At 64.5% G+C, this 23,464-nt stretch carries 26 protein-coding genes; 11 read left to right on the plus strand and 15 right to left on the minus strand.

Annotated elements, in window-relative coordinates; genetic code table 11:
• Positions 1-55: 55 nt before the first annotated feature.
• Complete coding sequence (locus G404_RS0108985; protein ID WP_028640782.1) at positions 56-442, minus strand: nuclear transport factor 2 family protein; 387 nt, start codon at positions 440-442, stop codon at positions 56-58.
• Positions 443-518: 76 nt separating this feature from the next.
• A complete protein-coding gene (locus G404_RS0108990) occupies positions 519-1,214 on the minus strand; it encodes a dienelactone hydrolase family protein (protein WP_028640783.1) in 696 nt (231 codons plus the stop codon).
• A gap of 115 nt (positions 1,215-1,329) precedes the next feature.
• On the opposite strand from G404_RS0108990, the gene G404_RS0108995 reads away from it, so the two are divergent.
• The 7 genes from G404_RS0108995 (at position 1,330) to G404_RS0109025 (ending at position 8,505) form a co-directional block, all read left to right on the plus strand.
• Entirely contained in the window at positions 1,330-1,584 is a 255-nt protein-coding gene (locus G404_RS0108995) for a DUF6489 family protein (protein WP_028640784.1), read from the plus strand.
• A 52-nt stretch (positions 1,585-1,636) separates the two neighbouring features.
• Positions 1,637-2,923: a tRNA uridine-5-carboxymethylaminomethyl(34) synthesis GTPase MnmE gene (gene mnmE, locus G404_RS0109000; RefSeq protein ID WP_211230759.1), complete on the plus strand. Its 1,287-nt coding sequence runs from the start codon at positions 1,637-1,639 to the stop codon at positions 2,921-2,923.
• Positions 2,924-2,988: 65 nt separating this feature from the next.
• Positions 2,989-4,833, plus strand: coding sequence for a tRNA uridine-5-carboxymethylaminomethyl(34) synthesis enzyme MnmG (gene mnmG, locus G404_RS0109005; protein WP_028640786.1), 1,845 nt, complete (start codon positions 2,989-2,991; stop codon positions 4,831-4,833).
• Positions 4,830-5,489 (plus strand): 16S rRNA (guanine(527)-N(7))-methyltransferase RsmG, encoded by a 660-nt coding sequence (rsmG, locus tag G404_RS18645; RefSeq protein ID WP_051280429.1) that lies wholly within the window; start codon positions 4,830-4,832, stop codon positions 5,487-5,489. The genes mnmG and rsmG overlap by 4 nt, the downstream gene beginning before the upstream one ends.
• Before the next feature lie 2 nt (positions 5,490-5,491).
• Positions 5,492-6,268 (plus strand): ParA family protein, encoded by a 777-nt coding sequence (locus G404_RS0109015; protein ID WP_028640787.1) that lies wholly within the window; start codon positions 5,492-5,494, stop codon positions 6,266-6,268.
• A complete protein-coding gene (locus tag G404_RS0109020; protein WP_028640788.1) occupies positions 6,265-7,242 on the plus strand; it encodes a ParB/RepB/Spo0J family partition protein in 978 nt (325 codons plus the stop codon). Before G404_RS0109015 ends, G404_RS0109020 begins: the two co-directional genes overlap by 4 nt.
• 108 nt (positions 7,243-7,350) lie before the next feature.
• The gene (locus tag G404_RS0109025) at positions 7,351-8,505 is read left to right on the plus strand and encodes an acyl-CoA dehydrogenase family protein (protein ID WP_028640789.1); all 1,155 of its coding nucleotides are present in this window, start codon (positions 7,351-7,353) and stop codon (positions 8,503-8,505) included.
• A 39-nt stretch (positions 8,506-8,544) separates the two neighbouring features.
• Here the strand turns inward: G404_RS0109025 and G404_RS0109030 are convergent, their stop codons facing one another.
• Positions 8,545-9,030, minus strand: coding sequence for an Lrp/AsnC family transcriptional regulator (locus tag G404_RS0109030; protein ID WP_028640790.1), 486 nt, complete (start codon positions 9,028-9,030; stop codon positions 8,545-8,547).
• 105 nt (positions 9,031-9,135) lie between these two features.
• Here G404_RS0109030 and G404_RS20340 point away from each other — a divergent pair, with 105 nt between their 5' ends.
• Together G404_RS20340 and G404_RS18650 are read left to right on the plus strand one after the other, a co-directional pair.
• A complete protein-coding gene (locus G404_RS20340; RefSeq protein ID WP_156906251.1) occupies positions 9,136-9,330 on the plus strand; it encodes a hypothetical protein in 195 nt (64 codons plus the stop codon).
• Complete coding sequence (locus G404_RS18650; protein ID WP_245584466.1) at positions 9,327-10,241, plus strand: EamA family transporter; 915 nt, start codon at positions 9,327-9,329, stop codon at positions 10,239-10,241. Before G404_RS20340 ends, G404_RS18650 begins: the two co-directional genes overlap by 4 nt.
• Before the next feature lie 19 nt (positions 10,242-10,260).
• On the opposite strand, the gene G404_RS18655 is transcribed toward G404_RS18650, so the two are convergent.
• Together G404_RS18655 and G404_RS0109050 are read right to left on the minus strand one after the other, a co-directional pair.
• Positions 10,261-10,647: a hypothetical protein gene (locus G404_RS18655; protein ID WP_156906252.1), complete on the minus strand. Its 387-nt coding sequence runs from the start codon at positions 10,645-10,647 to the stop codon at positions 10,261-10,263.
• Positions 10,648-10,843: 196 nt separating this feature from the next.
• A complete protein-coding gene (locus G404_RS0109050; protein WP_028640791.1) occupies positions 10,844-11,335 on the minus strand; it encodes a GAF domain-containing protein in 492 nt (163 codons plus the stop codon).
• Between the two features lie 72 nt (positions 11,336-11,407).
• On the opposite strand from G404_RS0109050, the gene G404_RS18660 reads away from it, so the two are divergent.
• The gene (locus tag G404_RS18660; protein ID WP_084601193.1) at positions 11,408-12,871 is read left to right on the plus strand and encodes a PQQ-dependent sugar dehydrogenase; all 1,464 of its coding nucleotides are present in this window, start codon (positions 11,408-11,410) and stop codon (positions 12,869-12,871) included.
• A gap of 3 nt (positions 12,872-12,874) precedes the next feature.
• Here G404_RS18660 and G404_RS0109060 read toward each other — a convergent pair whose 3' ends face one another.
• Positions 12,875-13,696 (minus strand): ATP-binding protein, encoded by an 822-nt coding sequence (locus G404_RS0109060; protein WP_028640792.1) that lies wholly within the window; start codon positions 13,694-13,696, stop codon positions 12,875-12,877.
• Positions 13,697-13,705: 9 nt separating this feature from the next.
• Entirely contained in the window at positions 13,706-15,427 is a 1,722-nt protein-coding gene (locus tag G404_RS0109065; protein WP_028640793.1) for an acyl-CoA dehydrogenase family protein, read from the minus strand.
• A 110-nt stretch (positions 15,428-15,537) separates the two neighbouring features.
• On the opposite strand from G404_RS0109065, the gene G404_RS0109070 reads away from it, so the two are divergent.
• Positions 15,538-16,494, plus strand: coding sequence for an L-threonylcarbamoyladenylate synthase (locus tag G404_RS0109070; RefSeq protein WP_036520880.1), 957 nt, complete (start codon positions 15,538-15,540; stop codon positions 16,492-16,494).
• A gap of 30 nt (positions 16,495-16,524) precedes the next feature.
• Here G404_RS0109070 and G404_RS0109075 read toward each other — a convergent pair whose 3' ends face one another.
• The 8 genes from G404_RS0109075 to G404_RS0109110 form a co-directional block, all read right to left on the minus strand.
• On the minus strand, positions 16,525-17,259 hold the full coding sequence (locus G404_RS0109075) for a GIN domain-containing protein (RefSeq protein WP_084601195.1): 735 nt from the start codon (positions 17,257-17,259) through the stop codon (positions 16,525-16,527).
• Positions 17,260-17,387: 128 nt separating this feature from the next.
• Positions 17,388-17,912 (minus strand): CarD family transcriptional regulator, encoded by a 525-nt coding sequence (locus G404_RS0109080; protein WP_028640796.1) that lies wholly within the window; start codon positions 17,910-17,912, stop codon positions 17,388-17,390.
• 389 nt (positions 17,913-18,301) lie between these two features.
• Complete coding sequence (fdxA, locus tag G404_RS0109085) at positions 18,302-18,640, minus strand: ferredoxin FdxA (protein WP_028640797.1); 339 nt, start codon at positions 18,638-18,640, stop codon at positions 18,302-18,304.
• 57 nt (positions 18,641-18,697) lie between these two features.
• Positions 18,698-19,045 (minus strand): S4 domain-containing protein, encoded by a 348-nt coding sequence (locus G404_RS0109090; protein ID WP_051280433.1) that lies wholly within the window; start codon positions 19,043-19,045, stop codon positions 18,698-18,700.
• The gene (locus tag G404_RS0109095) at positions 19,045-21,591 is read right to left on the minus strand and encodes a helicase-related protein (RefSeq protein WP_036520881.1); all 2,547 of its coding nucleotides are present in this window, start codon (positions 21,589-21,591) and stop codon (positions 19,045-19,047) included. The genes G404_RS0109090 and G404_RS0109095 overlap by 1 nt, the downstream gene beginning before the upstream one ends.
• Positions 21,592-21,699: 108 nt before the next feature.
• On the minus strand, positions 21,700-22,044 hold the full coding sequence (gene rpoZ, locus G404_RS0109100; RefSeq protein ID WP_028640800.1) for a DNA-directed RNA polymerase subunit omega: 345 nt from the start codon (positions 22,042-22,044) through the stop codon (positions 21,700-21,702).
• Positions 22,045-22,129: 85 nt separating this feature from the next.
• Positions 22,130-22,633 (minus strand): hypothetical protein, encoded by a 504-nt coding sequence (locus tag G404_RS0109105; RefSeq protein WP_028640801.1) that lies wholly within the window; start codon positions 22,631-22,633, stop codon positions 22,130-22,132.
• An 89-nt stretch (positions 22,634-22,722) separates the two neighbouring features.
• Positions 22,723-23,457 (minus strand): 3'(2'),5'-bisphosphate nucleotidase CysQ, encoded by a 735-nt coding sequence (locus tag G404_RS0109110; protein WP_028640802.1) that lies wholly within the window; start codon positions 23,455-23,457, stop codon positions 22,723-22,725.
• Positions 23,458-23,464 lie beyond the last annotated feature (7 nt).

The raw sequence follows: 23,464 nt of genomic DNA on the forward strand, positions 1-23,464 counted from the left end.
CGATTGGCGCAATCAACCGGGGGGCGGCGCGGGAAACCGCGCCGCCCTTTTGCCGTCAGGCCTGTTTTTCAAGCGCTGCGGCCATCATGTCCCACAGCTTGTTGATCGCCTTCAAGGGTCGCACCATGACCTTGAAATCGATAATCCGGCCTTCCAGATCAAAGCGGATCAGATCGATCCCGTTGATGACGATGCCATCGACTTCGGCCACGAATTCCAGCAGCGCTTCGGGCCCGTCGACCAGTTCGCGAACATAGCGAAACGTGTCGTTGCCCAGAACCTGGCCCGCTGCTGTCAGATAGGACAGCACTTTGGCTTTGCCCGCCTGGGGGGTGTGGACGACGGGTGAATGAAACACCGCATCATCCGCGATCAGTTCGGCCAGCAGATCAAGATCGTTGCCCAGCATATAGCGGTGCCATGCGGCGAGGCCGAGTTGCATGCGCTGTCTCCTTGCATGTCCGTCTGTCGCGGTTGCCACGGCCGGCGGCATGGATTTGCCGCAAGCCACGCCCTTTTTACGCAAGATTGGCGGCAAGGAAATCCCTGGTGCGCTGATCGGCCAGATTGGCCGCAGCGTCGTCGCGGCGGTTGCCGTGTTCTGCGGCAAAGCCATGATCGAGACCGTCGTAATCCCACACGGTGACCAGCGGATTGGGATCGAGCCCGGCATGGATTGCGGCCTGTGCCTGTGGCCCGACAAAATGATCGGCGGTGGGGATATGCAGCGCCAGCGGCCTGGTGATGCGGGGTGCTTCGTCAAGCATGGTGTCGATCATGACGCCGTAATAGCCGACCGACGCATCGATCGTGGTGCGCGTTGCGGCCATATAGGCCAGCCGGCCACCCAGGCAAAAACCCACCAGCCCGGTCTTGGCAATGCCTTGTCCCCTGGTCCAGGCCAGCACCGCCTTGATGTCGTCCACACCAAGATCGGCGTTGAATTGCTGAAAATAGCCAAAGGCCTGCTGCATCTGTTCTGGCACATCGGGATCGAGTTCAACACCCGGGGCAAAACGCCAGAAAATGTCGGGTGCTACTGCCAGATAGCCAAGCGCGGCCCAGCCATCGACTTTGCTGCGGATGCCCGCGTTCACGCCGAAGATTTCAGGAATGACGATTACGGCTGCGGTGGCGGCACTGTCGGGTTGCGCGACATAGGCGGGAATTTCGCCCTGATCTTCGGTTGCGCTGATCGTGATCATGCTACCCATGCGGTTGATCCTTTCGCAGGTTGGTTTGGTCGATCGCCTGGTTGGTGGGTGACGTGGACTTTGCCAGGCATGCGTGACAGTCTTGTATCGATGCGCATGGTTGGGAGAAAGCACCATGAAAGTGAATGTCGAGGTTGATTGCACGCCCGATGAGGCACGGCGATTTCTGGGCTTGCCCGATGTGGCTAAGGCGCAAGAGGCCTATGTGGATGCCGTCGTCAAGGCGATGAAGGGTGAAAATTCGCTCGATCAGCTTAATGGCTATGTCCGCCAGCTTGCGCCGATGGGCGAAATCGGGCTGAAGCTGTTTCAGCAGTTCGTTGAACAGGGCAGCGGCGCCTTCAAGCCGAAAGGCTCGGGCCACGAGTAAAGCAAATAATTGAAATGTATAATTATTCCTTTGTATTTGGTCGGGCGTGAGCATGGATACGGTGTTTGCGCTCAGTTCGGGCCAGTTGCCCGCCGCGGTGGGTGTCATGCGGATCAGCGGGCCGATGGCAGGACCGGTGTTGCACCAGCTTTGCACCCGGATCCCGCCTGCGCGCCACGCGGCGCTTCGCCGGCTTCACGATCCGCGTGACGGTGCGGAACTCGATCGCGCGCTGGTCTTGTGGTTTCCCGGTCCCGCCAGTGCGACGGGCGAGGATTGCGTTGAATTGCATCTGCACGGCGGTCGCGCTGTTGCCGATGCGGTTGCAGGCACACTGACCGCGTTGGGTCTGCGCATGGCCGAGCCGGGCGAGTTCACCCGCCGCGCCTTTGCCAACGGACGCCTCGATCTGGCCGAAGTCGAAGGCCTGGCCGATCTTCTGGCAGCCGAGACCGAATTGCAGCGCCGCAGCGCGCAGGCCATGGCGGGTGGCGTGCTGTCGCGTGCGGCTGACGCGTGGCGCACCGAGGTGCTGGCGCTGTCGGCCCGGCTTGAAGCATCGCTCGATTTTGCCGATGAAGGCGATGTCGATGAAGCTGTTCTGCCCGCCGGGTTTGCCGATGGCTGCGGGGAATTGGCCGACGCAATAGGGCAATGGCTGGATCGCCCGCGGGCAGAGCCTTTGCGCGAAGGGTTCCGCGTGGTGCTGGCCGGGCCGCCCAATGCGGGCAAATCGACGCTGTTCAACGCGCTGATCGAAAGCGACGCGGCGATCATCTCGGCAGAACCGGGCACAACGCGCGATGTCCTGGTTGCGGCGGTTGCGCTGGGGGGTGTGCCGTTCAGTTTTGTCGATACCGCGGGCCTGCGTGATGAAGGCGCGGGCACCATCGAAGCGCTGGGCATTGCGCGCGCACGCGCTGCGGCCGAACGGGCCGATCTGGTGTTGTGGCTTGGCCCGCAAGGGCAAGGACCGACCGACCGTCCGCTATGGGAAATTGCCGCGCAATCCGATCGCGGCGACGGCGCCGCAAAGGATGCGAACGCCTATCGTGTCTCGGCAATGACCGGCGATGGGGTGGCACAGCTGCGGCAAGCGCTGATCTGTGCCGCGCGCAACGCCATGCCCGCGCCAGGACAGGCGGCGCTCAACCAACGGCAGGCGCGCTGTCTTTACGCAGTGCACCAGGCTTTGGTGTCTGCGACTCAGGAATCCGATCCGCTGTTGGCGGCGGAATGCCTGCGTCTGGCGCGGCGTGGTCTCGATGGATTGGTGGGGCGTGCCGACACCGAGGCCATGCTCGACGCGCTGTTTGGGCGGTTCTGCATCGGCAAGTGATGTTCCACGTGGAACATTCTCGCTGCGTTTTGACCTGAGCGCGCGAATCCGATAACGCGAACCCCATGCAGCAATTTGATGTCATTGTGGTTGGCGGCGGGCATGCCGGCGTCGAGGCGGCGGCGGTTGCTGCGCGCATGGGCGCACGCACGGCGTTGGTCTCGTTTGATCCTGCCATGATCGGTGCAATGAGCTGCAACCCGGCGATAGGCGGGCTGGGCAAAGGGCATCTCGTTCGTGAGGTCGATGCCTTTGATGGCGTTATTGCGCGGGCCGCCGATGCCGGAGCGATCCATTATCGCATGCTCAACCGATCTAAGGGCAGCGCGGTGCAGGGGCCGCGGGTTCAGGCCGATCGGCGCCGTTTCCGGGCGGCGGTGCAGGACACACTTGCGCGGCTAGAGGATTTGACGATTGTCGGCGGCGAGGCAGCGGCATTGCGCCTGGATGGTGGACGCATCTGCGGCATTGACCTGGCCGACGGCACGGCTTTGGCGGCGCCGGCGGTGGTGTTGTGCACCGGCACGTTTCTGGGCGGCAAACTTTACCGCGGCGAGGAACGGATGGAGGGTGGCCGCATTGGCGAGCACGCCGCACACCGTCTGGCCCAGCAGCTGCGCGGTGCCAATCTGCCGATGGCCCGGCTCAAGACCGGTACGCCGCCGCGGCTGGATGGGCGGACGATCGATTGGGCGCGATTGCCCGAACAACCCAGCGATGCAGAGCCGTGGACGATGTCGCCGCTGACCCGCGGCCGGCCGTTACCGCAGGTGTTCTGCGCAATCGCGCGGACCAACGCGCGCACGCACGACATCATTCGCGCCGGGCTGGATCGGTCGCCGCTGTTTACCGGCGCGATCGATGCGCAGGGTCCACGCTATTGTCCTTCGATCGAGGACAAGATCCATCGCTTTGGCGATCGCGACGGGCACCAGATATTTCTGGAGCCCGAAAGCCTGGATGATGCGACGGTCTATCCCAACGGCGTGTCGACCTCGTTGCCGACCGACGTGCAGATCGCAATGATGCGCAGCATCGAGGGACTGGAGGGTGTCGAAATCTCGGTTCCCGGATATGCCGTCGAATATGACCATATCGATCCGCGCGCGCTGCGCAGCAGTCTTGAGGTCAGGGCAATCCCCGGGCTGTATTGCGCCGGGCAGATCAATGGCACCACCGGATATGAAGAGGCGGCGGCACAAGGGCTGGTCGCCGGCATGCATGCAGCGGGGCACGTGCTGGGTCGCCAGGCGCCCGCGCTTGATCGTGCCAACAGCTATATCGCGGTGATGATCGACGATCTGACGTTGCACGGGGTGAGCGAGCCTTACCGGATGCTGACCGCGCGGGCGGAATACCGGCTGCGTTTGCGCGCCAACAATGCGTCGACCCGGCTTACGCCCCTGGCATTGGCGATGGGGTGTGTCGGGGCCGAGCGGCGTGACTGGTTTGCCCGACGCCAGCAGGATCGCGCCAAGATCGACGCCGCGCTGGCAAACGAGGTGTCTGCCAACGATCTGGCGCAGGCTGGCCTGGCCGCGCGCGCCGATGGCACACGACGACCGCTTACCGAATGGTTGCGATTTCCGGGCTTTTCGCTGGATGCACTGCGACCATGGGTGGGCGAAGATGCCATCGACCCGCTGCTGGCGGAAGAGATCGAAGAGGATGCGGGCTACGCGCCGTATCTTGTGCGGCAAGAGGCAGAACTGCGTGATCTGCGTGCCAGCGAGTCGGTTCCTCTGGGGGACCGGTTTCCGTTTGCCGAGGTGCCCGGGCTGTCACGCGAAATGGTTGAGCGGCTGAGTGCTGCACGCCCCGAAACGCTGGCGGCTGCGGGGCGTGTGGCGGGCATCACGCCTGCGGCGCTGGCCAGCCTGCTGGTGCATGCGCGGCGGCACGCGGCATGACCGACATCATCACCAGTGAGGCCGCGGCGCGGGCGTGGTTGACCGACCGTCTTGGTGCCGATGCGCAAGCGATGGCGCGGCTTGGTCAGCTGGCCGCCATGCTGGCCGAGGAAAATCAGCATCAGAACCTCGTTGCACGCGCCAGCCTTGACCAGATCTGGCAACGCCACATAGTCGACAGCGCGCAGCTTTTGCATGTTTCACGTGGAACATCGGGGACGGGGAACTGGCTCGATCTGGGGACCGGGGCGGGCTTCCCGGGTCTGGTGATCGCGGCGTTGCAACCCTCGCGGACTGTGACGCTGGTCGATTCGCGTCGCTTGCGCACCGAGTGGCTGGTGCGGGCGGCGGCGGCGATGGAGCTTGATTCGGTCAAGGTGGTGCTGGCGCGTGTGGAGGATTTGCCTTCGCGTCCGCATGCGGTGATATCTGCGCGGGCCTTTGCGCCGTTGCCACGGCTCCTTGCGCTATCCGCACGTTTTTCCACACCGCAGACACTTTGGTTGTTGCCGAAGGGGGCCAAGGCCCGGCATGAACTGGCTGAGCTTGACGAGCGTTGGCGCCATACGTTCCACGTGGAACAATCGCTGACCGATTCGGCGGCCGGGGTGCTTGTCGGGCATCTGCTTGCTTCACCGGACAGGAAGGGCGCGTGACCATGATCACGATTGCGATTGCCAACCAGAAAGGGGGCGTGGGCAAGACCACGACCGCGATCAATGTGGCCACGGCTTTGGCTGCAACCGGATCGAAAGTGCTGTTGGTCGATCTCGATCCGCAGGGCAATGCGTCGACCGGGCTGGGCATCAGCTCGGCCGAGCGCGAGCGCTCGTCATACGATATGTTGATCGACCAGGCGCCGGTCGGCGAATGCCTGATGGCAACGCGGATACCCGGTCTTGATCTCGTGCCCGCTACGGTCGATTTGTCGGGCGCCGAAGTCGAACTGGTCAGCGTTGACGATCGCACCGGTCGGCTGCGCCGATCGCTGTCGCATGATGCTGGGCATGATATCTGTCTGATCGATTGCCCGCCGTCGCTGGGGCTGTTGACGCTGAACGCACTGACCGCTGCCGATACCTTGCTGGTGCCGTTGCAGTGCGAGTTTTTTGCACTCGAAGGGTTGAGCCAGCTGTTGCAAACCGTCGAACGGGTGCAGGAACGCTTCAATGCGGATCTGGGTATACTGGGCGTGGTACTGACCATGTTTGACCGGCGCAACCGCCTGACCGATCAGGTGTCCGACGATGTGCGGTCATGCCTGAACGACCTGGTGTTCGAAGCAGTTATCCCGCGCAATGTGCGTTTGTCCGAGGCACCCAGCCATGGCCTTCCGGCGCTGATCTACGACCATGCCTGCGCCGGGTCGCAGGCCTATATGCGGCTGGCACGTGAAATCATCGCGCGTCTGCCCAAACAGAGGAAAGCGGCATGAGTACCGATTCCCCCGCCGCAACCAAGCCGGCCACGCAACGTCGCGCGGCACTCGGCCGCGGGCTGGGCGCCTTGCTGGGTGAAACCCGCCGTGAAGAAGCCGTGGTGCGGCAGAACAGCGGCACGACGGAAACAGCTGCGGGCGAAGCCGTGGTTGGTGCGGTGCGCGCCGAGAGCGGGCTGATGCTGCTGCCCGTGTCGCAGATCGAGCCGCACCCGGACCAGCCGCGGCGTCATTTTGATGAAGCTGCACTGTCAGAGCTGGCCGCGTCGATCGCTGCACGTGGCGTGATCCAGCCGGTGGTGGTGCGCCCGATCGGCGCCAACCGTTATCAACTGGTTGCGGGTGAACGCCGCTGGCGCGCCTCACAACGCGCGCGCGTGCACGAAATTCCCGCCATCGTGCGACAGCTTGATGAAAGCGAAGTGACCGCGCTGGCACTGATCGAAAATCTTCAGCGCGAAGATCTCAATCCCGTCGAAGAGGCGCGCGCCTATCAGAAACTGGCCGAACGCGATGGCATGACGCAGCAAGACATCGCCAATTTCGTCGACAAATCGCGCAGCCATGTCGCCAATATCATGCGCCTGCTCGGCCTGCCCGAAGAGGTTCTGGGCCTGGTCGAACGCAATGAACTGTCGATGGGCCACGCCCGCGCGCTGGCCACTTTGCCCGATCCGGCGGCAGCCGCGCGCGACGTGGTCGCCAAAGGGTTGTCGGTGCGTGACACCGAAAAACTGGCCAAGCGCCTTGCCCGCCCCGAAAGCGTCGGCCCACGCCGCGCGCGCGCCGAACGGTCGCCCGGTGAATCCGCGGATATCGCCGCCGTGCAGGCGCACCTCGAGGAATTTCTGGGTCTGAAGGTCACGATCCATGCCGACGCCGATCCGCGGACGGGGGCTGTGACCATCCGCTACAAGACGCTCGACCAGCTTGATCTGATCTGTCAGCGCCTGACCGGCGGGGCGATCTGACCTGTCCCGAGGGGCCACGACTTAATCGATCGATTAATTTCAGTTGACCCTGCCGACAGGCGTGCTTTACTTCGGCGCAAAGCAACCAGAAACCGGAGAGCTGTGCCGATGTCGCTCGATCTGATCCCGCGTACCGCCTATAACGACGATCACGAGGCGTTTCGCCACACCGTCCGCCGTTTCCTGCAGGAAGAAATAGAACCCAACGGCGCACAATGGGCCGAAGACGGCATCGTGCCCAAGTCGATCTGGCCCAAAGCGGGCGAACTGGGCATGCTTTGCCCCACTGTGCCCGAGGCGTATGGCGGGCTGGGGCTCGATTTCGGCTATAACGCGATCGTTGACGAAGAAAGCGCCTATTACGGCCGCGTCGCCACCGGGTTTTCGTTGCAGTCCGACATCGTCGTCAATTATCTGGTAACCTACGGCTCTGAAGAGCAGAAGCGCCACTGGCTGCCCAAGATGGTGTCGGGCGAAGTCGTGACGGCGATCGCCATGACCGAGCCGGGCACCGGCTCGGATTTGCAGGGCATGCGCACCACCGCGAAAAAGGACGGCAACCACTATGTGATCAACGGGTCGAAGACCTACATCACCAATGGTCAGAACGCCGACCTGATCCTGGTGTGCTGCAAGACCGACACCGATGTTCAGCCCGCGTGGAAGGGCGTGTCGATCGTGCTGGTCGAAGGCAATCGCGAAGGTTTTGAACGCGGCCGCAATCTTGACAAGATCGGCCAGGACGAAGCCGATACTTCGGAACTGTTTTTCAACGACGTGCGCGTGCCGATCACCAATTGCCTGGGCGAAGAGGGCAAGGGTTTTGTCTATCTGATGAGCGAATTGCCGCAGGAACGCCTGTCGATCGCGGTCAGTGCGCAGGCCTCGGCGCAGCGCGCATTCGATGACACGGTTGCCTTTACGCGTGATCGCAAGGCGTTTGGCAAGCCGATCCTGGATTTCCAGAACACCCGTTTCACGCTGGCCGATCTCAAGACCAAGCTGCAAGTGGGCTGGGCACACCTCGACTGGGCACTGGCGCGGCATCTGAAGCGTGAACTTACCCCCGAAGAAGGCGCAGCAGCCAAGCTGTGGCACACCGAATTGCAGTGGGAAGTGATGGACAAGTGCCTGCAATTGCATGGCGGCGCAGGATATATGAACGAATATGCGATCGCCCGGGCGTGGCGCGGTGCGCGGGTTACGCGCATTTTCGGCGGCACCAACGAAATCATGAAGGAACTCATCGGCCGCAAGCTGTGATTCAGTGACGAGACGGGGGTTCGCGTTGGACCCCCGTTGTCATTCAAGCAGCAGCGGCCTGCGCCACCCATCGTCCTCGACAATGCTGCGAATCGTGATCAGCGTCTTGAACGCATAAACCCCCTGGTCCTCGCCCAACGCGCGGCGGGTAAATCGGTCATATTCCTGCATCGATCCGACCTGCACTTTCAGTACGAAATCATCATCGCCGGTTACATCCCACGCCGCGGTGACTTCGCGGTGGCTGGAAATCGCACGCGCAAATGCATCCATCGTGCTGGCCCCGGCCTGCTTCATCTTGACCAGCACGTGCATGGTCAGCGCCGATCCGGTCAGCGCCGGGTCGATCACCGCGCGGTCTGCGATGATCACGCCGGTCTGGCGCAATCGCCGCAATCGCCGCAACACGGCCGAAACCGACAGCCCGACTTTGTCCGCCAGGATTCGCGCCGGTTGCAGGTTGTCGCGACGCGCCTCTTCGATCAGACGGCGGTCGAAATCGTCAAGATCGACGTTTTTTCGCATGGTGGCAGATATAATGCGAAAAATGATCATCGATCCACCCATTTTTGGCGCCATTGGTCCGCCAAAGCACGCTAGTTGCTGGCCGTGCCCAAGGCGAGATCAGCAATGGTCCGCCAGCGCCATGATCCGGCGCCCGACAGGAGAACCACGATGAACCGCCATGCGCGCCCGGCCGGGTTTCCGGCCCGTCTGCTTGTGCTTGCCCGCGAAGCGTTTGAGGCAAGCGTTGCCATCCATTATGATGCACCGTGGAAACGCGCGGTCCCCGACCGCAGCGTTACGGATATGCCCGCATCTTGAACCCGGCCGCCGCACAGATCCTGCCCGCCAGGGGCACGCTTCGCCTGGTCCCCTATGCCGCGCTGCTGGGGGCGATGCTGCTGTTCACGGTTGGCACGTCGTTTGCCAAGCAGTTGTTTGCCGATGTCGGCGCCGAGGGCACCGCGTTCTATCGTGCCGGTTTTTCGGCGGTGGTGCTGGTGGCGCTGTGGCGGCCATGGCGCCGTGCCTGGACCCGGCGCGAACTGGCTGACATGGCGCTTTACGGGGCCTCGCTCGGGGCGATGAACCTGTCGTTTTACAAGGCGTTGGCGACATTGCCGCTGGGCGTGGCCATGGCGATCGAATTCCTGGGGCCGTTGTGCGTGGCGCTGGTGCACGCGCGGCGTCTGGCGCATTTCGCGTGGATCGGTCTGGCGGTGGTGGGGCTTGGCCTGTTGCTGCCGATCGCCGGGTCGGTGCGCATGCTTGATCCGACCGGCGTTGGCTTTGCCTTGCTGGCCGCGCTGTTCTGGGCATTGTATATCGTGTTTGGCCAGCGTGGCGGGCATGTCCATCCAGGCCATGCGGTTGCGGTGGGTATGACCACCGCGGCGTTGGTGATTGCACCGTTTGGCATAGCCCGCGCTGGGCTGCGGCTGTTCGATCCGCGCCTGATGGCGCTGGGCTTTGGTGCAGGGATCGTATCAAGCGCGTTGCCGTTTTCGCTTGAACGCCTGGCCTTGCGCGGGATCCCCCACCGCACATTCGGTATCATGGTCGCCGCAGAGCCTGCCGTTGGCGCGATCGCCGGGATGATCATGCTGGGCGAAATGCTCAGTGTGCGTCAGGGCATCGCCATTGCCTGCGTGATCGCGGCAGGCGCGGGATCGGTGCTGTGGAACGATGCAGACGGCCATGCCCTGACCGATGACCCGCTGCGCGGATCATGAGGCGCAGGCACGCCAAATCTCAATTGATGATGTGCCGCCGCGCGCGCCGCACCCGTGGGCGCCACGCCGGCAGGTATTCAGTGGTTACGGTACGGGTTTCGACACAAGGTGCCTGTGCCGCCTGCGGCATGGCCGGGGCCACCATGTAACCGACCACCGGATAGCCGGGCGCTGCATAAGGCACGGTTGGAACCATCATCGGTGCAGTGCCTGGCGCAGGGGGGGTGACAGGCAGATATTGCGGGCCCGGAGGGGGCGGGGGATAGCCGCCTGGATGCGATGCATCTGGCGCAAGGCCGGGGCCCGGAATCCATTGACCGCTCCACCGGCCATCCTGCCACACCCCCTGCCACACCCAGCCCTGCGGGATGATGCCGGCTTGTGACGCATCATCGGCGCGGGCCATTGCAGCTGTGCCAAGCGTGCAGGATGACAGCGCGATCAGCGTAATTCGGGCGCAGTGGGCAAACAAACGCATCGACAATCCCCGGGGCATGGCGTGCCCGCAAAAATCGCAAGCACGCACGTTAACCCCGAATTTACCATTCAAAGGCGTGGGGCCCAAGCGACCTTGTGCCCATGTCCCACAACGGATCAGATTGTCAGATACGCCCGGCGATCGCCGCCGCGAGCGCTTCAATCCCCGCTGCATCGTCGGTATCGAAGCGGGCGGGCAGCGGGCTGTCGAGATCGATCACCGCCACCACCTGGCCATCGCGGATGACCGGTACGACCAGTTCCGAACGGCTGTCGGCATCGCAGGCGATATGGCCCGGAAAGGCATGAACATCGGCCACGCATTGTGTCTGCCGGGTGGCCGCAGCGGTGCCGCAGACGCCCTGACCGATCGTGATGCGGATGCACGCCGGCTTGCCGATAAAAGGGCCCAGCACCAGTTCATCGGGATTGCCGGGAATCACGCGATAGAATCCCGCCCAATTGAGGTCGGACAGGAACGTTGCAATCAGCGCGGCGCAATTGGCCATATTGGCAACAGCGTCGGGCTCTGCGTCGGTCAGGGCCAGCGCAGCTGCAACCAGTTCGCGATAGATTTCGGGCTTGTGCGCGCCGGCACCGGGGGCAAAGTCAAACATGCACCGGCCCATAATCCAATCGTATCGCCATGGCCATTGCGGGATTTGCTGCCACCGCCTAGATTTGGCGTCATGACCATGCTCAAGAAGACGCTTATCGGCCTGGGCGCCGTACTCGTGGTAACCGGCGGCTTTGCCGCATGGGTGATGCAGGGGGATGTGGCACAAATCCCGTTTGTGCAGACCACCGGCCCGCACCCCAAGCTGACCGAGCCACGCCCGCAGACCTTTCCCACTGTCGGCGTAGCCCGGCCGATCGGGTGGAAGCCGGGCGAATCGCCCGTGGCCGCCGCGGGGCTGGCCGTCAGTCGTTTTGCCGATGGGTTGAATCACCCGCGCACGCTGTACGTTCTGCCCAATGGGGATGTGCTGACTGCCGAAACCAATGCGCCGCCCGCCAGTGCGCAGACCGGTTTGACCGGTCTGATCGCGCGCTATCTGTTCCGCGCAGCCGGAGCCGGCGGACCGTCGCCCAACACGCTGGTGCTGCTTCGCGACAGCAAGGGCACCGGCACCGCCGACCAGCGCTTTGCCATGACCAACCCCGCGCTCAATTCGCCGTTTGGCATGGTGTGGCGCGAAGGGCGCATTTATGTCGCCAACAATGATGCGGTGGTGTCCTGGCCGTTCCAGCCGGGCCAGACCAGCCTGGTGGGCAAGCCCGACAAGCTGATGGATCTGCCTGCTGGCGGTGAACATTGGGCGCGCAATCTGGTGCTGACCCCCGATGGCAGCCGGATGTATGTCTCGGTGGGGTCTGCCACCAATATCGCCGATGACGGGATCGAGCACGAGCAGGGCCGGGCCGCGATCTACGAATATGATTTCGCCAAGCATTCTGCGCGGCAATATGCCGGCGGTATGCGCAACCCCAACGGGATGGATTTCAATCCGCGTACCGGGGAATTGTGGACCGTGGTCAACGAGCGCGACATGCTGGGGTCAGATCTCGTGCCCGATTATCTGACCAACGTGCCGCTTGGCGCCGAATATGGCTGGCCCTGGGTCTACTGGAAGAAAAACCCCGACTGGCGGGTGCAGACGCCTATGCCGCAGGACATGATGGATTACGTGCGCAAGCCTGAATATGCGCTGGGCGCGCACGTCGCCCCGCTTGGCCTGGCGTTCGCACAGGGCGGAAATCTGATGGGCCCGCGGTTTGCCAGCGGCGCATTCATTGCGCGACATGGATCGTGGAATCGCAAGCCGTTGGCCGGCTATGACGTGGTGTTTGTCGGATTTGACGATCGCGGCAATGCATTGCCGGTGCCACCGGTGCCTGTGCTGACCGGATTTCTGGCGCAGGAGGATCACACCCATGGCCGTCCGGTCTGGGTCGGCTTTGCCCATGACGGCGCCCTGCTGGTCAGCGATGATGTCGGCGGCGTGATCTGGCGCGTCGTGGCACCGGGTGCTAGGCCCGCCGCCGCAATCGTGCCGATCCCCAGCCACGAGGCACCGCCCCCGCCAAAGGCTCCGCTGCATTACACCATCAAGCGGGATGACAGTTCCGACCTCAACACGCCGCAGCAATAAGGCCTATAGAACACGCCCCACGCGCCCGGCCAGTTCGGTAACATAGTGCCAGGCCACCCGGCCCGATCGCGCCCCGCGCCGTTTGGACCATTCCAGCGCGTCGGCTGGATCGAAGGGCAGGCCATGGTGGGCGGCATAGCCGGTGATGATCGCCAGGTAATCGTCCTGCGAACAATTGTGAAAGCCAAGGCTCAGGCCGAAGCGGTCGGCCAGAGCCAACTGGTCATCGACGGCATCGCGCGGATTGATCGGATCGTCCTGTTCGCGCATGTGCCGTTCGACGATCGCGCGGCGATTTGACGTCACCGCCAGGCGCACGTTGACGGGGCGAGCCTCGACCCCGCCTTCCAGCCAGGATCGCAGTTTGCGCGGGCCTGCGCTGTCGCCATCGTCAAAGCCAAGATCATCGATGAACACCAGAAAGTTGCGCTGGGCCCCGCGCAGCGCGCCAAACAGCGTGGCCAGCCCTTCGTCGGCATTGGCCTGGACCAGTGCAATCCGGCCGGGCTGAACCTCTGCAGCCGCCGCCACGCTTGCGCGCAGCAGCGCCGATTTGCCCATGCCGCGTGCGCCCCACAGCAGCATGTCGTGTGCTGCCGAGCCCGCGGCCAGCCGCGCGACATTGGCCACCACCGCCGCCTTTTGCGCGTCGATCCCCTTGATCAGGTCAAGCGGGGGCGCCTCGATTGCCGCAACAGCGCGCGCATGATTGCCCATCCAGACATAGGCGGGGTGGCTGTGCCAATCGGTCGGTGCCGCAGCCGGCGGCGCAATCCGGTCGAGCGCATCGGCAATGCGCCCCAGCAGGTCAGACGGATCTGTCATGCTGCCAGTTCACCCGACCAGTGCGGCGGTATCAAGATCGTACAGCAATCCCGCCCCGGCCATGGCGGAAGCCCCCAGGCCGCGCGCCTCTGGCGCGATGGTGCGGTTGAAAAATCGGGTTACGGCCGCTTTTTCCTGGGAACCGGTCGCATGGACCTGCCGCACCAGCTGCCACCCCGCCACGGCCACGGCGCACATTGTGGTGAACGGCACCGAACCCGCCAGCTTGTCGTCCAGGCTGGCATCGCCACTGGCCATCCAGCTGGCCACGGCGGCGGCATCGCGCGCCAGCGCGGCCAGTTCGGGGCTTTCGGCGCAATCGGACAGGATGTCGGCCAGCAGCGCCTGAATCACGCCGCCGTTGTCCATGCCCAGCTTGCGCGTGACAAAGTCGGCGGCCTGAATGCCGTTGGTGCCTTCATAGATCGGGGCGATGCGGGCATCGCGATAGAACTGCGCGGCGCCGGTTTCCTCGACAAAGCCCATGCCGCCGTGGATCTGGATACCCAGGCTGGCGACTTCGCAACCGATGTCGGTGCCCCAGGCCTTGAGCAGCGGCACCAGCGCCTCGGCCCGCGCGGCGGCGGCCGTATCACCCAATGCGCCGCGGTCGACCTGCCCGGCCGTGTAATACAGCAGCGCGCGCGCCGCTTCGGTCATGGCGCGCATGCGCAGCAGCATGCGGCGCACATCGGGGTGCTCGACAATCGCCACCGGGGTCTTGTCGGCGCTGCCGGCGCGGGCCGATTGCACACGGTCGCGGGCATAGGCGCGGGCCTTTTGCAGCGCCGCCTCGGCAATTTGCACACCTTGGCTGCCGACATTGATCCGTGCCGAATTCATCATTGTGAACATCGCGCGCAGGCCGCCGTTTTCGGCGCCCACCATTTCGCCGATGCAATCATCGTTATCGCCAAACACCATCACGCATGTGGGCGAGGCATTGATGCCCAGCTTGTGTTCGATCGAGGCGCAGCGCAGATCGTTGCGCGCGCCTTTGTGGCCGGCGTCGTCGACCAGATATTTGGGCACGACAAACAGCGATATCCCGCGCGAACCGGCCGGCGCCCCGGGCGTGCGCGCCAGCACCAGGTGCACGATGTTGTCGGCCAGATCGTGCTCACCCCAGGTGATATAGATCTTGGTGCCCTTGATGCGGTATTTTCCGGCATGTTCGCCCTCGGTGACGGGCGTGGCCGTCGTGCGCAGCGCACCGACGTCCGATCCGGCCTGCGGCTCGGTCAGGTTCATCGTGCCCGACCATTCACCCGACACCAGCCTGGCCAGATAGCGCGCCTTTTGCATATCGCTGCCGTGGTGATCGAGCGCTTCGATCGCGCCGACGGTCAGGATCGGCAACAGTGCAAAGCCCATGTTGGCCGCGCCCAGCGTTTCCAGCACACACGTGGCAAGCGTGAACGGCAGGCCCTGGCCCCCGTGGTCAACCGGCCCGGCCACGCTGTTCCAGCCCTGTTCGACAAAATCGCGATAGGCGGCTGCAAAGCCGTCGGGCAGATGCACCGTGCCCTGATCCCAGCGCGCGCCGCGGGTATCGCCCGATCGGTTGAGCGGGGCCCATTCGCCCGCCGCCAGTTGGCCGATGCCCTCGGCAATCGCCTCGACCAGATCGGGTGTGGCGGCGGCAAAGCGTTCGCTTTGCGCCAGATGGTCGATCCCTGCGTTGACCCGCATGGCAAGAACCTGATCGGCAGTCGGAGCGGTGAAGGTCATCGTGCAGTATTCCCTGGCAGGCCGTTGGCGCGGGCATGCTTGTGTTATCGTGTCGTGGCCGCAAAAAACGGGTACCCACTTTTTCGCCCGACGCCCTATAGCGAAAGGCGATGCCCGCGACAAAGTCCAACTGCCTTTTGGCGCAAGGTGCGCTGCTGGAGCCGGCGATTGCGCGCGCTGCCGAGGTGATCCGCGCCGGCGGTACGGTCGGCGTACCCACCGAAACCGTCTATGGCCTGGCCGCGCGCGCCGACCGGGATGATGCGGTGGCGGCGATCTATCGCGCCAAGGGCCGGCCCGATTTCAATCCGCTGATCGTCCATGTGGCCGATCGCGCGCAGGCCGCCAGGCTGGCGCATCTGGACGCGGTGGCGCAGATCCTGGTCGACCGGTTCTGGCCCGGACCGCTGACGCTGGTCGTGCCCCGGCGCGATGATGCGCGATTGAGCGCGGCGGTGTCCGCCGGTTTGCCCACGGTCGCGCTGCGGTGTCCCGCGCATCCGGTGATGCGCGCACTGATCGCTGCCACCGGCCTGCCGCTGGCAGCGCCTTCGGCCAATCGCAGCGGTGCGGTCAGTCCGACGCGTGCAGCCCATGTGGTCGCGTCGCTGGGCGATCGGGTCGATCTGGTGCTAGATGGCGGGGACTGTGCGCAAGGGCTGGAATCGACCATCGTCGCGGTCCGTCCGGATGGCGGATGGACGGTGCTGCGGCCAGGGCCGATCACGCATGCCGAGATCGCCGGCCTGCTCGGGACAGACACCGAGATCTCTGCGCGCGGCGGGATTGAGGCGCCGGGCCAACTGGCCAGCCATTATGCCCCGGGCAAGCCGGTGCGCCTGCATGCCGATGCGCCGGCGGCCGATGAGTTCATGATCGGCTTTGGCCCGGTGGCGGGCCATGTTACGCTGTCGGCCACAGGCGATCCGGCAGAGGCGGCGGCACGGCTTTACGCGTGCCTGCACGCCGCGGCGGCAGCAGCGCAGCCGCGCGTCGCGATTGCCGGCGTGCCCGATATCGGGATTGGCGAGGCGATCAATGACAGGTTGCGCCGCTCGGCTGCGTGATTGTCAGAAATATGGCGTCAAAAAAATCGCTCAGGGCTGACAGGTGATCTTGCCCGATCCGGTCACGCTGACATCGCAATGCGCCTTGCCGTGAACGGTGATAACGCCCGATCCCACCACCGTGCCGCTGACTTGCCCGTCGCTGGCCAGCACCCCTGTGCCCGATCCGGCCACATCAAGTGCTGCATCACCCGCCTTGAATTGCGCCAGATCGACATCACCGCTGCCCGCCAGGGTCAGCGTCAGTTTGTCGGCATGGCCGCTGCCCGTGAACGAGCCCGATCCCAACACGTCCAGGCTGAATTGTCCGGCGGCGATTCCGGCGGTGACGACATGGCCCGATCCACCGATGGTAACCCCGACCGAGGCGCCGTTCAGCCGGTCTGACGACATCGTGCCCGAGCCGGCCATGATCAGGTGATCCACCGCAGGGTCGGTGATGGTAATTGTGGCGGTGCCATGGCCGGCATCGGCATTCGGCTTGCGACCGATGCCCAGCTTGCCGTCGTTGAGCACAAAGCGCAGCGCTGCAACCGCGCGTGCATCGCCTTCGACATGCACGCCCAGCGTGTCGCCGTGAACGACATGCACGGTGTCGGGCCCGAGCAGCGTGATTTCACGCGCGGTCTGGCCATTGATCGCAAGTTGGGACAACGGCACGCCGCTATGGCCGTCGATCGATACGTTGGGATCGTCGCAGCCCCCCAGCGCGAACACGCCTGCCGCAGCAACCATCAACCTGAACCGAGTGAGCTTGGTGAGCATAGGGTTTAGACCGGCACCCGCAGCGTTAGGGGGCAATGCGCGCAGGGGTAAGCCACCTTGATCACCAAAGCAAGCGGGCTGCCGGTGGTGCCGGCAGCCCGCTGGTAGACCCTGCCCGACGTGTCGGTTCAGGCGGTTTCGTAATACTTCGGTGCGTGTTCGTTGAGGATCGCCAGGATCTTTTTCAGCGCCGAAGGTTCATCGGTTTTTTCCATCGCGGCCAATTCGCGCGCCAGGCGTGATGATGCCGCTTCAAAGATCTGCCGTTCGGAATACGACTGTTCCGGCTGGTCGTCGGCACGGAACAGATCGCGCGTCACTTCCGCGATCGAAACCAGATCGCCCGAATTGATCTTGGCTTCGTATTCCTGGGCGCGGCGCGACCACATCGTGCGCTTGACCTTGGGTTTGCCCTTCAGCGTATCCAGCGCCTCGCGCAGGGTCTTGTCCGACGACAGCTTGCGCATGCCGATCGCTTCAACCTTGTTCACCGGCACGCGCAGGGTCATGCGTTCTTTTTCAAAGCGGAGCACATACAGCTCCAGCTTCATCCCTGCGACTTCCTCGTTCTGCAGTTCGACCACCCGGCCGACACCATGCTTTGGATAAACGACGTAGTCCCCAACATCGAAGGCAAGAGCCTTGGCTGCCATTGCATATCCTTTCGACGCGGCGGAACAAGAACGGGTGCGGATACTGGAGCCGATCGCGCATGCCAAAAATGGCATACACGTTGGCGAAGGGGATATCCCGGGCCCTTTGGGGTGAGGTCCGGCAAACGACCGTCTTACGCGCGGCCCAGCGAAACCCAGCGATCCGTTTGCCGTTTGTCCTGCCTGATTCGTGTTGCAACACGCCGGACAAAATCACGAGAATCCGACGCTCGACGCAGCATATAGCAAGCTTGCAGGAAAATTTCCAGTGGGCAGACCACGTGTATCCGGCCAAAATCGGTCATTTCCCGCAAGCCAGGCCTGCGGGAGCACCGATTATGGCGTGTTTTGCGTGACTTGCGCCCGTGGCGGCGCAAACCGCAGATTAATCAGTCGCCTTCGCCGGGTTCGGCTGAAAAGTACTTGTCGAACTTGCCCGTTTCGCCCTTGTGTTCATCGGCGTCGGCGGGTGCATCCTTCTTGGCGGTGATATTGGGCCAATCGGCCGAATACTTGGCATTCAGCTCAAGCCACTGTTCCAGACCGCTTTCGGTATCGGGCAGGATCGCTTCGGCAGGGCATTCGGGTTCGCACACGCCGCAATCGATGCATTCGCTGGGGTTGATCACCAGCATGTTTTCGCCCTCGTAAAAACAATCGACGGGGCAGACCTCAACGCAGTCCATGAACTTGCACTTGATGCAGGCTTCGGTGACGACATAGGTCATGGTGGCGATTGTCCCTCGGATCTTTGCACGGCGTGTGTGATCGCCGTGCTAGAGGCGTCAGGCCCCTGCCGTCAAGCCCGACCGGTCATCCCCGTCGTGCCCGGGCGTGTCGGTGCTGTGTCCATCGATATGGCGATAGCAGGCCCGGGCTTCGGGTGCAGGCCCGCGGCGGTGCGGCAGGGTGATGATCTGGATCACCCGCACCACGCCGTGAACCGGCAGGACCAGAACATCGCCCGGCCGTACGGCGGCGCTGGCGCGCTCTATACGCCGACCGTTCAGCCGGATGTGCCCCGCCATTGCCCATTCGCGTGCAAGATCGCGCGTCGCGGCCAGACGCATGAACCACAGCAGTTTGTCGATCCGCAAACCTGCCAGCACCGTGGATGGCTGCGCCGCCGCCATCAGCGCAGCAGTCCGGCCAATGCGGCAAAGGCCCCGGTCGCTTCGTGCAGGCTGGGCGCGGGCGGCGGTTCTGCCTCCTTGCGCGGCGGACGCCAGTCCCACAGCGGCGGCGCCAGCGGGCCCGATGCGCCATCGGGCAAGGGGCGCGGCATGGCCACCCGAAACCCGCCAACCCGCAACAGCGCGGCATAGCCTGCGGTTGACAGCCCCATCGATCGCGCGCGCGACGGATCCAGAAACACCCTGCGCGCCGTCGTGCCCAGACGCCGCCGATGCGCCTCCTGCAGCAGCTTGTCGGCAAGATCGACCCGCAAGGCTTCGCGGCCCAGCTTGCGATAGCCGACCGGCACATCGCGCCCGGTCAGCGTCGGGGGCAGTCCGTCGGGCGGGGCGATTGCCGCCAGCCCGCGCAAGGTGGCCAGGTGCAGCCACATCCGCACCGCAGCGGGACGCAGCGCAGCCGGGACAAACAGGTCCAGCCCGCCGATCCGCACACCCAGCCGGCGCAGGGCATCGCGCTGGCGCGGCTCGAGCCGATCGAGGCCGGACCCCGCGCGCATCAGCACCCCGCCATTGTCGATCATCCGCAGCAGCATCGCGCGCAAGTCCGGCCCGCTGTCGTGCGCTTCGCTGGCGCGCGCAAGGCTGCGCAACGGAGCCAGCACGCGGTCAACACGCGCGGCAAACCACGCCCCGATCGCGCTGTTGACGGTATCGCGCAGCGTCTGGTGCAAACCGTCAAGCGCCGGATCAAGCCGCAGCCGCGGTTCGAGCAGGCTGCGCCCCGGCTCAAGCCGCGCGACCACGATATCATCCCACACCACGCCGCGTTCGGACAAGGCCAGGCCTTCGGGCTGGGCTGCGGCGGCAATCAGCGTGGCGGCGCGGCGGGCAAACAGGCCGGGCAGGTGGCGGTCGGCTGCGGCCAGCAGCAATTTGCGATCGCTGGCGCGCGCCAGCGGATCGACAACAAAGCGAAATCCCTCAAGGTGGCCGATCGGTTCATCATCGACAATCACCGCGCCTGCATCCGACAGGCGCACCGGCAGGATCTGGGCATCGGCACCGGCTTTGCGCATCAGCACCGTGGTGCGCCGATTGACGAACCGTTCGGTCAGACGGGCGTGCAGTGCATCCGACAGCCGCGTTTCCACTGCGCGTGCCCGCGCCGCCATTTCGTCGCGCGCCAGCACCCAATCGGGCCGCTGCGCGATGTAGGCCCAGCTGCGAATTGCAGCAACGCGGCCCTGCAGCGTGTGGATATCGCCCGACGGATTGTCGAGCTGCGCGATTGCTTGTGCCACGTAGTCGGTGCCGAGATAGCCGTGCCGCAGATCCTGCCACAGCCGGGCGACAAAGCGCGAATGCGTTTCCGCCCCCTGCTGACGAAAATCGGGCAGGCAGCACACCTGCCAGAACCGCCGTACCGACCCGATGCCGCGCACCGATCCCGCCACGTCTGCATCGGCGGTCAGCAGTCGCAGCACCGACAGATCGACGGCGTCGGGCGGGCTCGCCAATTGCGGGCGGGGTGGCGGGCAGGTCAGATCGGCGATCAGCGTGTCGAGCGAGGCAAAGCGCAGATCCGCCTCGCGCCAGAACAGCCTGGTCAGCGGGGCAAAGCGGTGCTCCTCGATCGCATAGACTTCATCATCGGTGAATTCGGCACCATGCGCGCCCAGCCCGGCCAACGTGCCGAAGGTGCCGTCGCGCTGGTGGCGTCCGGCGCGGCCGGCGATCTGCGCCATTTCCGCAGTGGTCAGCCGCCGCTGGCGATGCCCGTCGTATTTGGTCAGGCCGGCAAACGCGACATGGTGAACATCGAGATTGAGGCCCATCCCCACCGCGTCGGTCGCCACCAGGTAATCGACTTCGCCCGCCTGGTACATTGCCACCTGGGCATTGCGCGTCTGCGGGGACAGCGCGCCCATCACCACCGCCGCGCCGCCGCGAAACCGGCGCAGCATTTCGGCCATCGCATAGACCTGCTCGGCGCTGAACGCGACGATCGCGCTGCGCGGGGGTATGCGCGACAGCTTTTTGGGCGCGACATGGCTGAGCGTGGAAAAGCGCGGGCGGCTGATGACTTCGGCCTCGGGCACCAACGCGCGGATCATCGGTTCCAGCGTGGCCGATCCCAGGATCATCGTCTCTTCGCGTCCGCGTGCGTGCAGCAGACGGTCGGTAAACACGTGTCCGCGTTCGGGATCGGCCGACAGTTGCGCTTCATCGATACCGACAAATGCCAGATCGGGGCGGTGGGGCATCGCCTCGGCCGTGCACAGCAACCATCGGGCACCTTTGGGTTCGATGCGTTCTTCGCCGGTGATCAGCGCGACCTGGCTGGCGCCCTTGATCGCCACTACCCGGTCATAGACCTCTCGTGCCAGCAGACGCAGCGGAAAGCCGATTGCCCCGGACGAATGCGCACACAGTCGTTCGATGGCGAGGTGGGTCTTACCGGTGTTGGTTGGCCCCAGCACCGCACGCACCGCGCCGCGTCCGTCGGCGGATCGGTCACCCTGCAAGAACAGCTGCCCGGTCATGATCCGGGATGTGGCGGTGCACGTGGACATGTGCAAGCGGCCACCGGGGCATTATCCCCGGCGGCCGCTTAAAAAGATGCGATGTTGCAAAAGTGGGACGGCGACGGCTCAGCCGTCGTAGTCGGCACCCAGCGAGGTGTTGCGCACCGGTGCCGCGGCGGTGATGCGCAGCGCTTCGGCCGATTGCGACAGCGAGCCGATTTCATCGACGACGTCGTCATCGTCGGGCAGCACGCGCTGCAGCGACTGGATCACGTTTTCCTTCAGAACCGACGGGCGTACGGTTTCCTCGGCGATTTCGCGCAGCGCGACGACCGGGTTCTTGTCACGATCGCGATCGATGGTCAGTTCCGCGCCACCCGAAATCGAGCGGGCACGTTCTGCGGCCAGCAGCACCAGATCGAACCGGTTGGGAACCTTGTCGACGCAATCTTCGACGGTAACGCGCGCCATCAGGGCACTCCGTAAGTTAATTCGGGATGGGGAGACAAGCGCCCGCCATTAGGTCGCCTGCCGCGCGGAGTCAAGTTTTTGCGGGCTAGTTCCCACGCACATCGTCATACAGGTTCATCGCCCAGATATACAATTCCTGGTTTTCGGTGTTGACGAAGCGGCGCAGCAGCGATCCGGCAGTCCATGATCCGATCACCGTGATGGCCAGCGCCCACACCACGTCGAGCGCACCCGAGGCCAGATGCCACAGCGCCAGCACTGCGATCGGCCAGGCGATCACCGCGATGGCCATGCGTAGATAAAGAAAATGTCCCAACGTGCGGAAAATTGCAGCGCTGGCCAGCATGCCGGCGATAGCTGCAATCAAGGGATGCCAGCCAAGCCTGGCCCAGACCCACCAGCCGGTCGCCACACCGCAAGCAAACCCCGGCAGCACAAAGATGACATGCGCGATCTTGCCACGGAGCAGGTACAGCACGACCAGCGCGGTCACGGTCAGCGTGCCGGAGGGGATTTTGCCGAGCAGCGCCACCCACACCTGCAATTGTGGCGCAATCCGGTCAAACATGTGCAGCAGCCAGATGATCATCGCGCGTTCCCCGATTGGCCTGCGCCAATGCGCCGGGGTGTTATCGCCGGGCTGTGCGTGTCGACAGCACAGCCATATCCGCAATGAACCTAATCGCAGGCCCGCGCGATCGTTTCGAACACCAGCGCGGCATGCTCTTTGCGACAGATCAGCAGATCGGGCATATAAGTATCGCGTCCGTTGTAGATCAGCGGCGATCCATCCACCCGGCTGGCGTGCAGCCCGTGCGCCAGTGCCACCGCGACAGGCGCGCACGAATCCCATTCGAATTGCCCGCCGGTGTGCAGATAGATGTCCGCCTGGCCCAGCACGATCGCCATCGCCTTGGCCCCGGCGCTGCCCATCGGGATCAGCTCTGCGTCCAGCGCCTGCGCCACGGCCACCGCCTCTTTCGCGGGGCGGGTGCGGCTGACCACCAGGCGCAAACGTGCCGGTGCGGGGGGCACGACCCCGGGTTGATCGCTGCGCAGCACCAGTCCCGCATCGGGCAGGGCCACTGCGCCATGCGTGGCTGCGCCGTCCACCGTCAGCCCGACATGGACCGCCCAGTCGGCGCGCGCCTCGCCATATTCGCGCGTGCCATCGACCGGATCGATGATCCACACCCGGCGTTTGGCCAGCCGGTCAAAATTGTCCTTTTCCTCTTCGGACAACAGGCCGTCTTCAGGCCGGTTTTCGCGACACGCGTGGCACAGGAACTGGTTGGCGGCGGCATCGCCCGCGCTGCCCAGCGCCTTCATGGTCAGCAGCCCGCTGTCGCGCACGCACAGCAGCAGCCGACCGGCGGTTTCGGCCAGGTCGGCGGCAAGCTGGGCATCGGTCATGGTCGGG

It is taken from the genome of Novosphingobium acidiphilum DSM 19966 (genome assembly GCF_000429005.1).
GTDB classification, from domain to species: domain Bacteria; phylum Pseudomonadota; class Alphaproteobacteria; order Sphingomonadales; family Sphingomonadaceae; genus Novosphingobium; species Novosphingobium acidiphilum.

Excerpts from the sequence above, each read along its gene's own strand:
- G404_RS18655 (WP_156906252.1), bottom strand. The coding sequence starts at position 10,647 with ATGGCCCGCGCCGATGATGCGTCACAAGCCGGCATCATCCCGCAGGGC.
- G404_RS0108995 (WP_028640784.1), top strand. The coding sequence starts at position 1,330 with ATGAAAGTGAATGTCGAGGTTGATTGCACGCCCGATGAGGCACGGCGA.
- G404_RS0109105 (WP_028640801.1), bottom strand. The coding sequence starts at position 22,633 with ATGATCATCTGGCTGCTGCACATGTTTGACCGGATTGCGCCACAATTG.
- rsmG (WP_051280429.1), top strand. The coding sequence starts at position 4,830 with ATGACCGACATCATCACCAGTGAGGCCGCGGCGCGGGCGTGGTTGACC.
- G404_RS0109020 (WP_028640788.1), top strand. The coding sequence starts at position 6,265 with ATGAGTACCGATTCCCCCGCCGCAACCAAGCCGGCCACGCAACGTCGC.
- G404_RS0108985 (WP_028640782.1), bottom strand. The coding sequence starts at position 442 with ATGCAACTCGGCCTCGCCGCATGGCACCGCTATATGCTGGGCAACGAT.
- G404_RS0109075 (WP_084601195.1), bottom strand. The coding sequence starts at position 17,259 with ATGCTCACCAAGCTCACTCGGTTCAGGTTGATGGTTGCTGCGGCAGGC.
- G404_RS0109025 (WP_028640789.1), top strand. The coding sequence starts at position 7,351 with ATGTCGCTCGATCTGATCCCGCGTACCGCCTATAACGACGATCACGAG.
- G404_RS20340 (WP_156906251.1), top strand. The coding sequence starts at position 9,136 with ATGGTCCGCCAGCGCCATGATCCGGCGCCCGACAGGAGAACCACGATG.
- G404_RS0109070 (WP_036520880.1), top strand. The coding sequence starts at position 15,538 with ATGCCCGCGACAAAGTCCAACTGCCTTTTGGCGCAAGGTGCGCTGCTG.
- G404_RS0109095 (WP_036520881.1), bottom strand. The coding sequence starts at position 21,591 with ATGACCGGGCAGCTGTTCTTGCAGGGTGACCGATCCGCCGACGGACGC.
- G404_RS0109060 (WP_028640792.1), bottom strand. The coding sequence starts at position 13,696 with ATGACAGATCCGTCTGACCTGCTGGGGCGCATTGCCGATGCGCTCGAC.
- G404_RS0109080 (WP_028640796.1), bottom strand. The coding sequence starts at position 17,912 with ATGGCAGCCAAGGCTCTTGCCTTCGATGTTGGGGACTACGTCGTTTAT.
- G404_RS0109030 (WP_028640790.1), bottom strand. The coding sequence starts at position 9,030 with ATGCGAAAAAACGTCGATCTTGACGATTTCGACCGCCGTCTGATCGAA.
- G404_RS0109050 (WP_028640791.1), bottom strand. The coding sequence starts at position 11,335 with ATGTTTGACTTTGCCCCCGGTGCCGGCGCGCACAAGCCCGAAATCTAT.
- G404_RS0109110 (WP_028640802.1), bottom strand. The coding sequence starts at position 23,457 with ATGACCGATGCCCAGCTTGCCGCCGACCTGGCCGAAACCGCCGGTCGG.
- G404_RS0109065 (WP_028640793.1), bottom strand. The coding sequence starts at position 15,427 with ATGACCTTCACCGCTCCGACTGCCGATCAGGTTCTTGCCATGCGGGTC.
- G404_RS0109090 (WP_051280433.1), bottom strand. The coding sequence starts at position 19,045 with ATGGCGGCGGCGCAGCCATCCACGGTGCTGGCAGGTTTGCGGATCGAC.
- fdxA (WP_028640797.1), bottom strand. The coding sequence starts at position 18,640 with ATGACCTATGTCGTCACCGAAGCCTGCATCAAGTGCAAGTTCATGGAC.
- mnmE (WP_211230759.1), top strand. The coding sequence starts at position 1,637 with ATGGATACGGTGTTTGCGCTCAGTTCGGGCCAGTTGCCCGCCGCGGTG.
- rpoZ (WP_028640800.1), bottom strand. The coding sequence starts at position 22,044 with ATGGCGCGCGTTACCGTCGAAGATTGCGTCGACAAGGTTCCCAACCGG.
- mnmG (WP_028640786.1), top strand. The coding sequence starts at position 2,989 with ATGCAGCAATTTGATGTCATTGTGGTTGGCGGCGGGCATGCCGGCGTC.
- G404_RS0109015 (WP_028640787.1), top strand. The coding sequence starts at position 5,492 with ATGATCACGATTGCGATTGCCAACCAGAAAGGGGGCGTGGGCAAGACC.
- G404_RS18660 (WP_084601193.1), top strand. The coding sequence starts at position 11,408 with ATGACCATGCTCAAGAAGACGCTTATCGGCCTGGGCGCCGTACTCGTG.
- G404_RS0108990 (WP_028640783.1), bottom strand. The coding sequence starts at position 1,214 with ATGGGTAGCATGATCACGATCAGCGCAACCGAAGATCAGGGCGAAATT.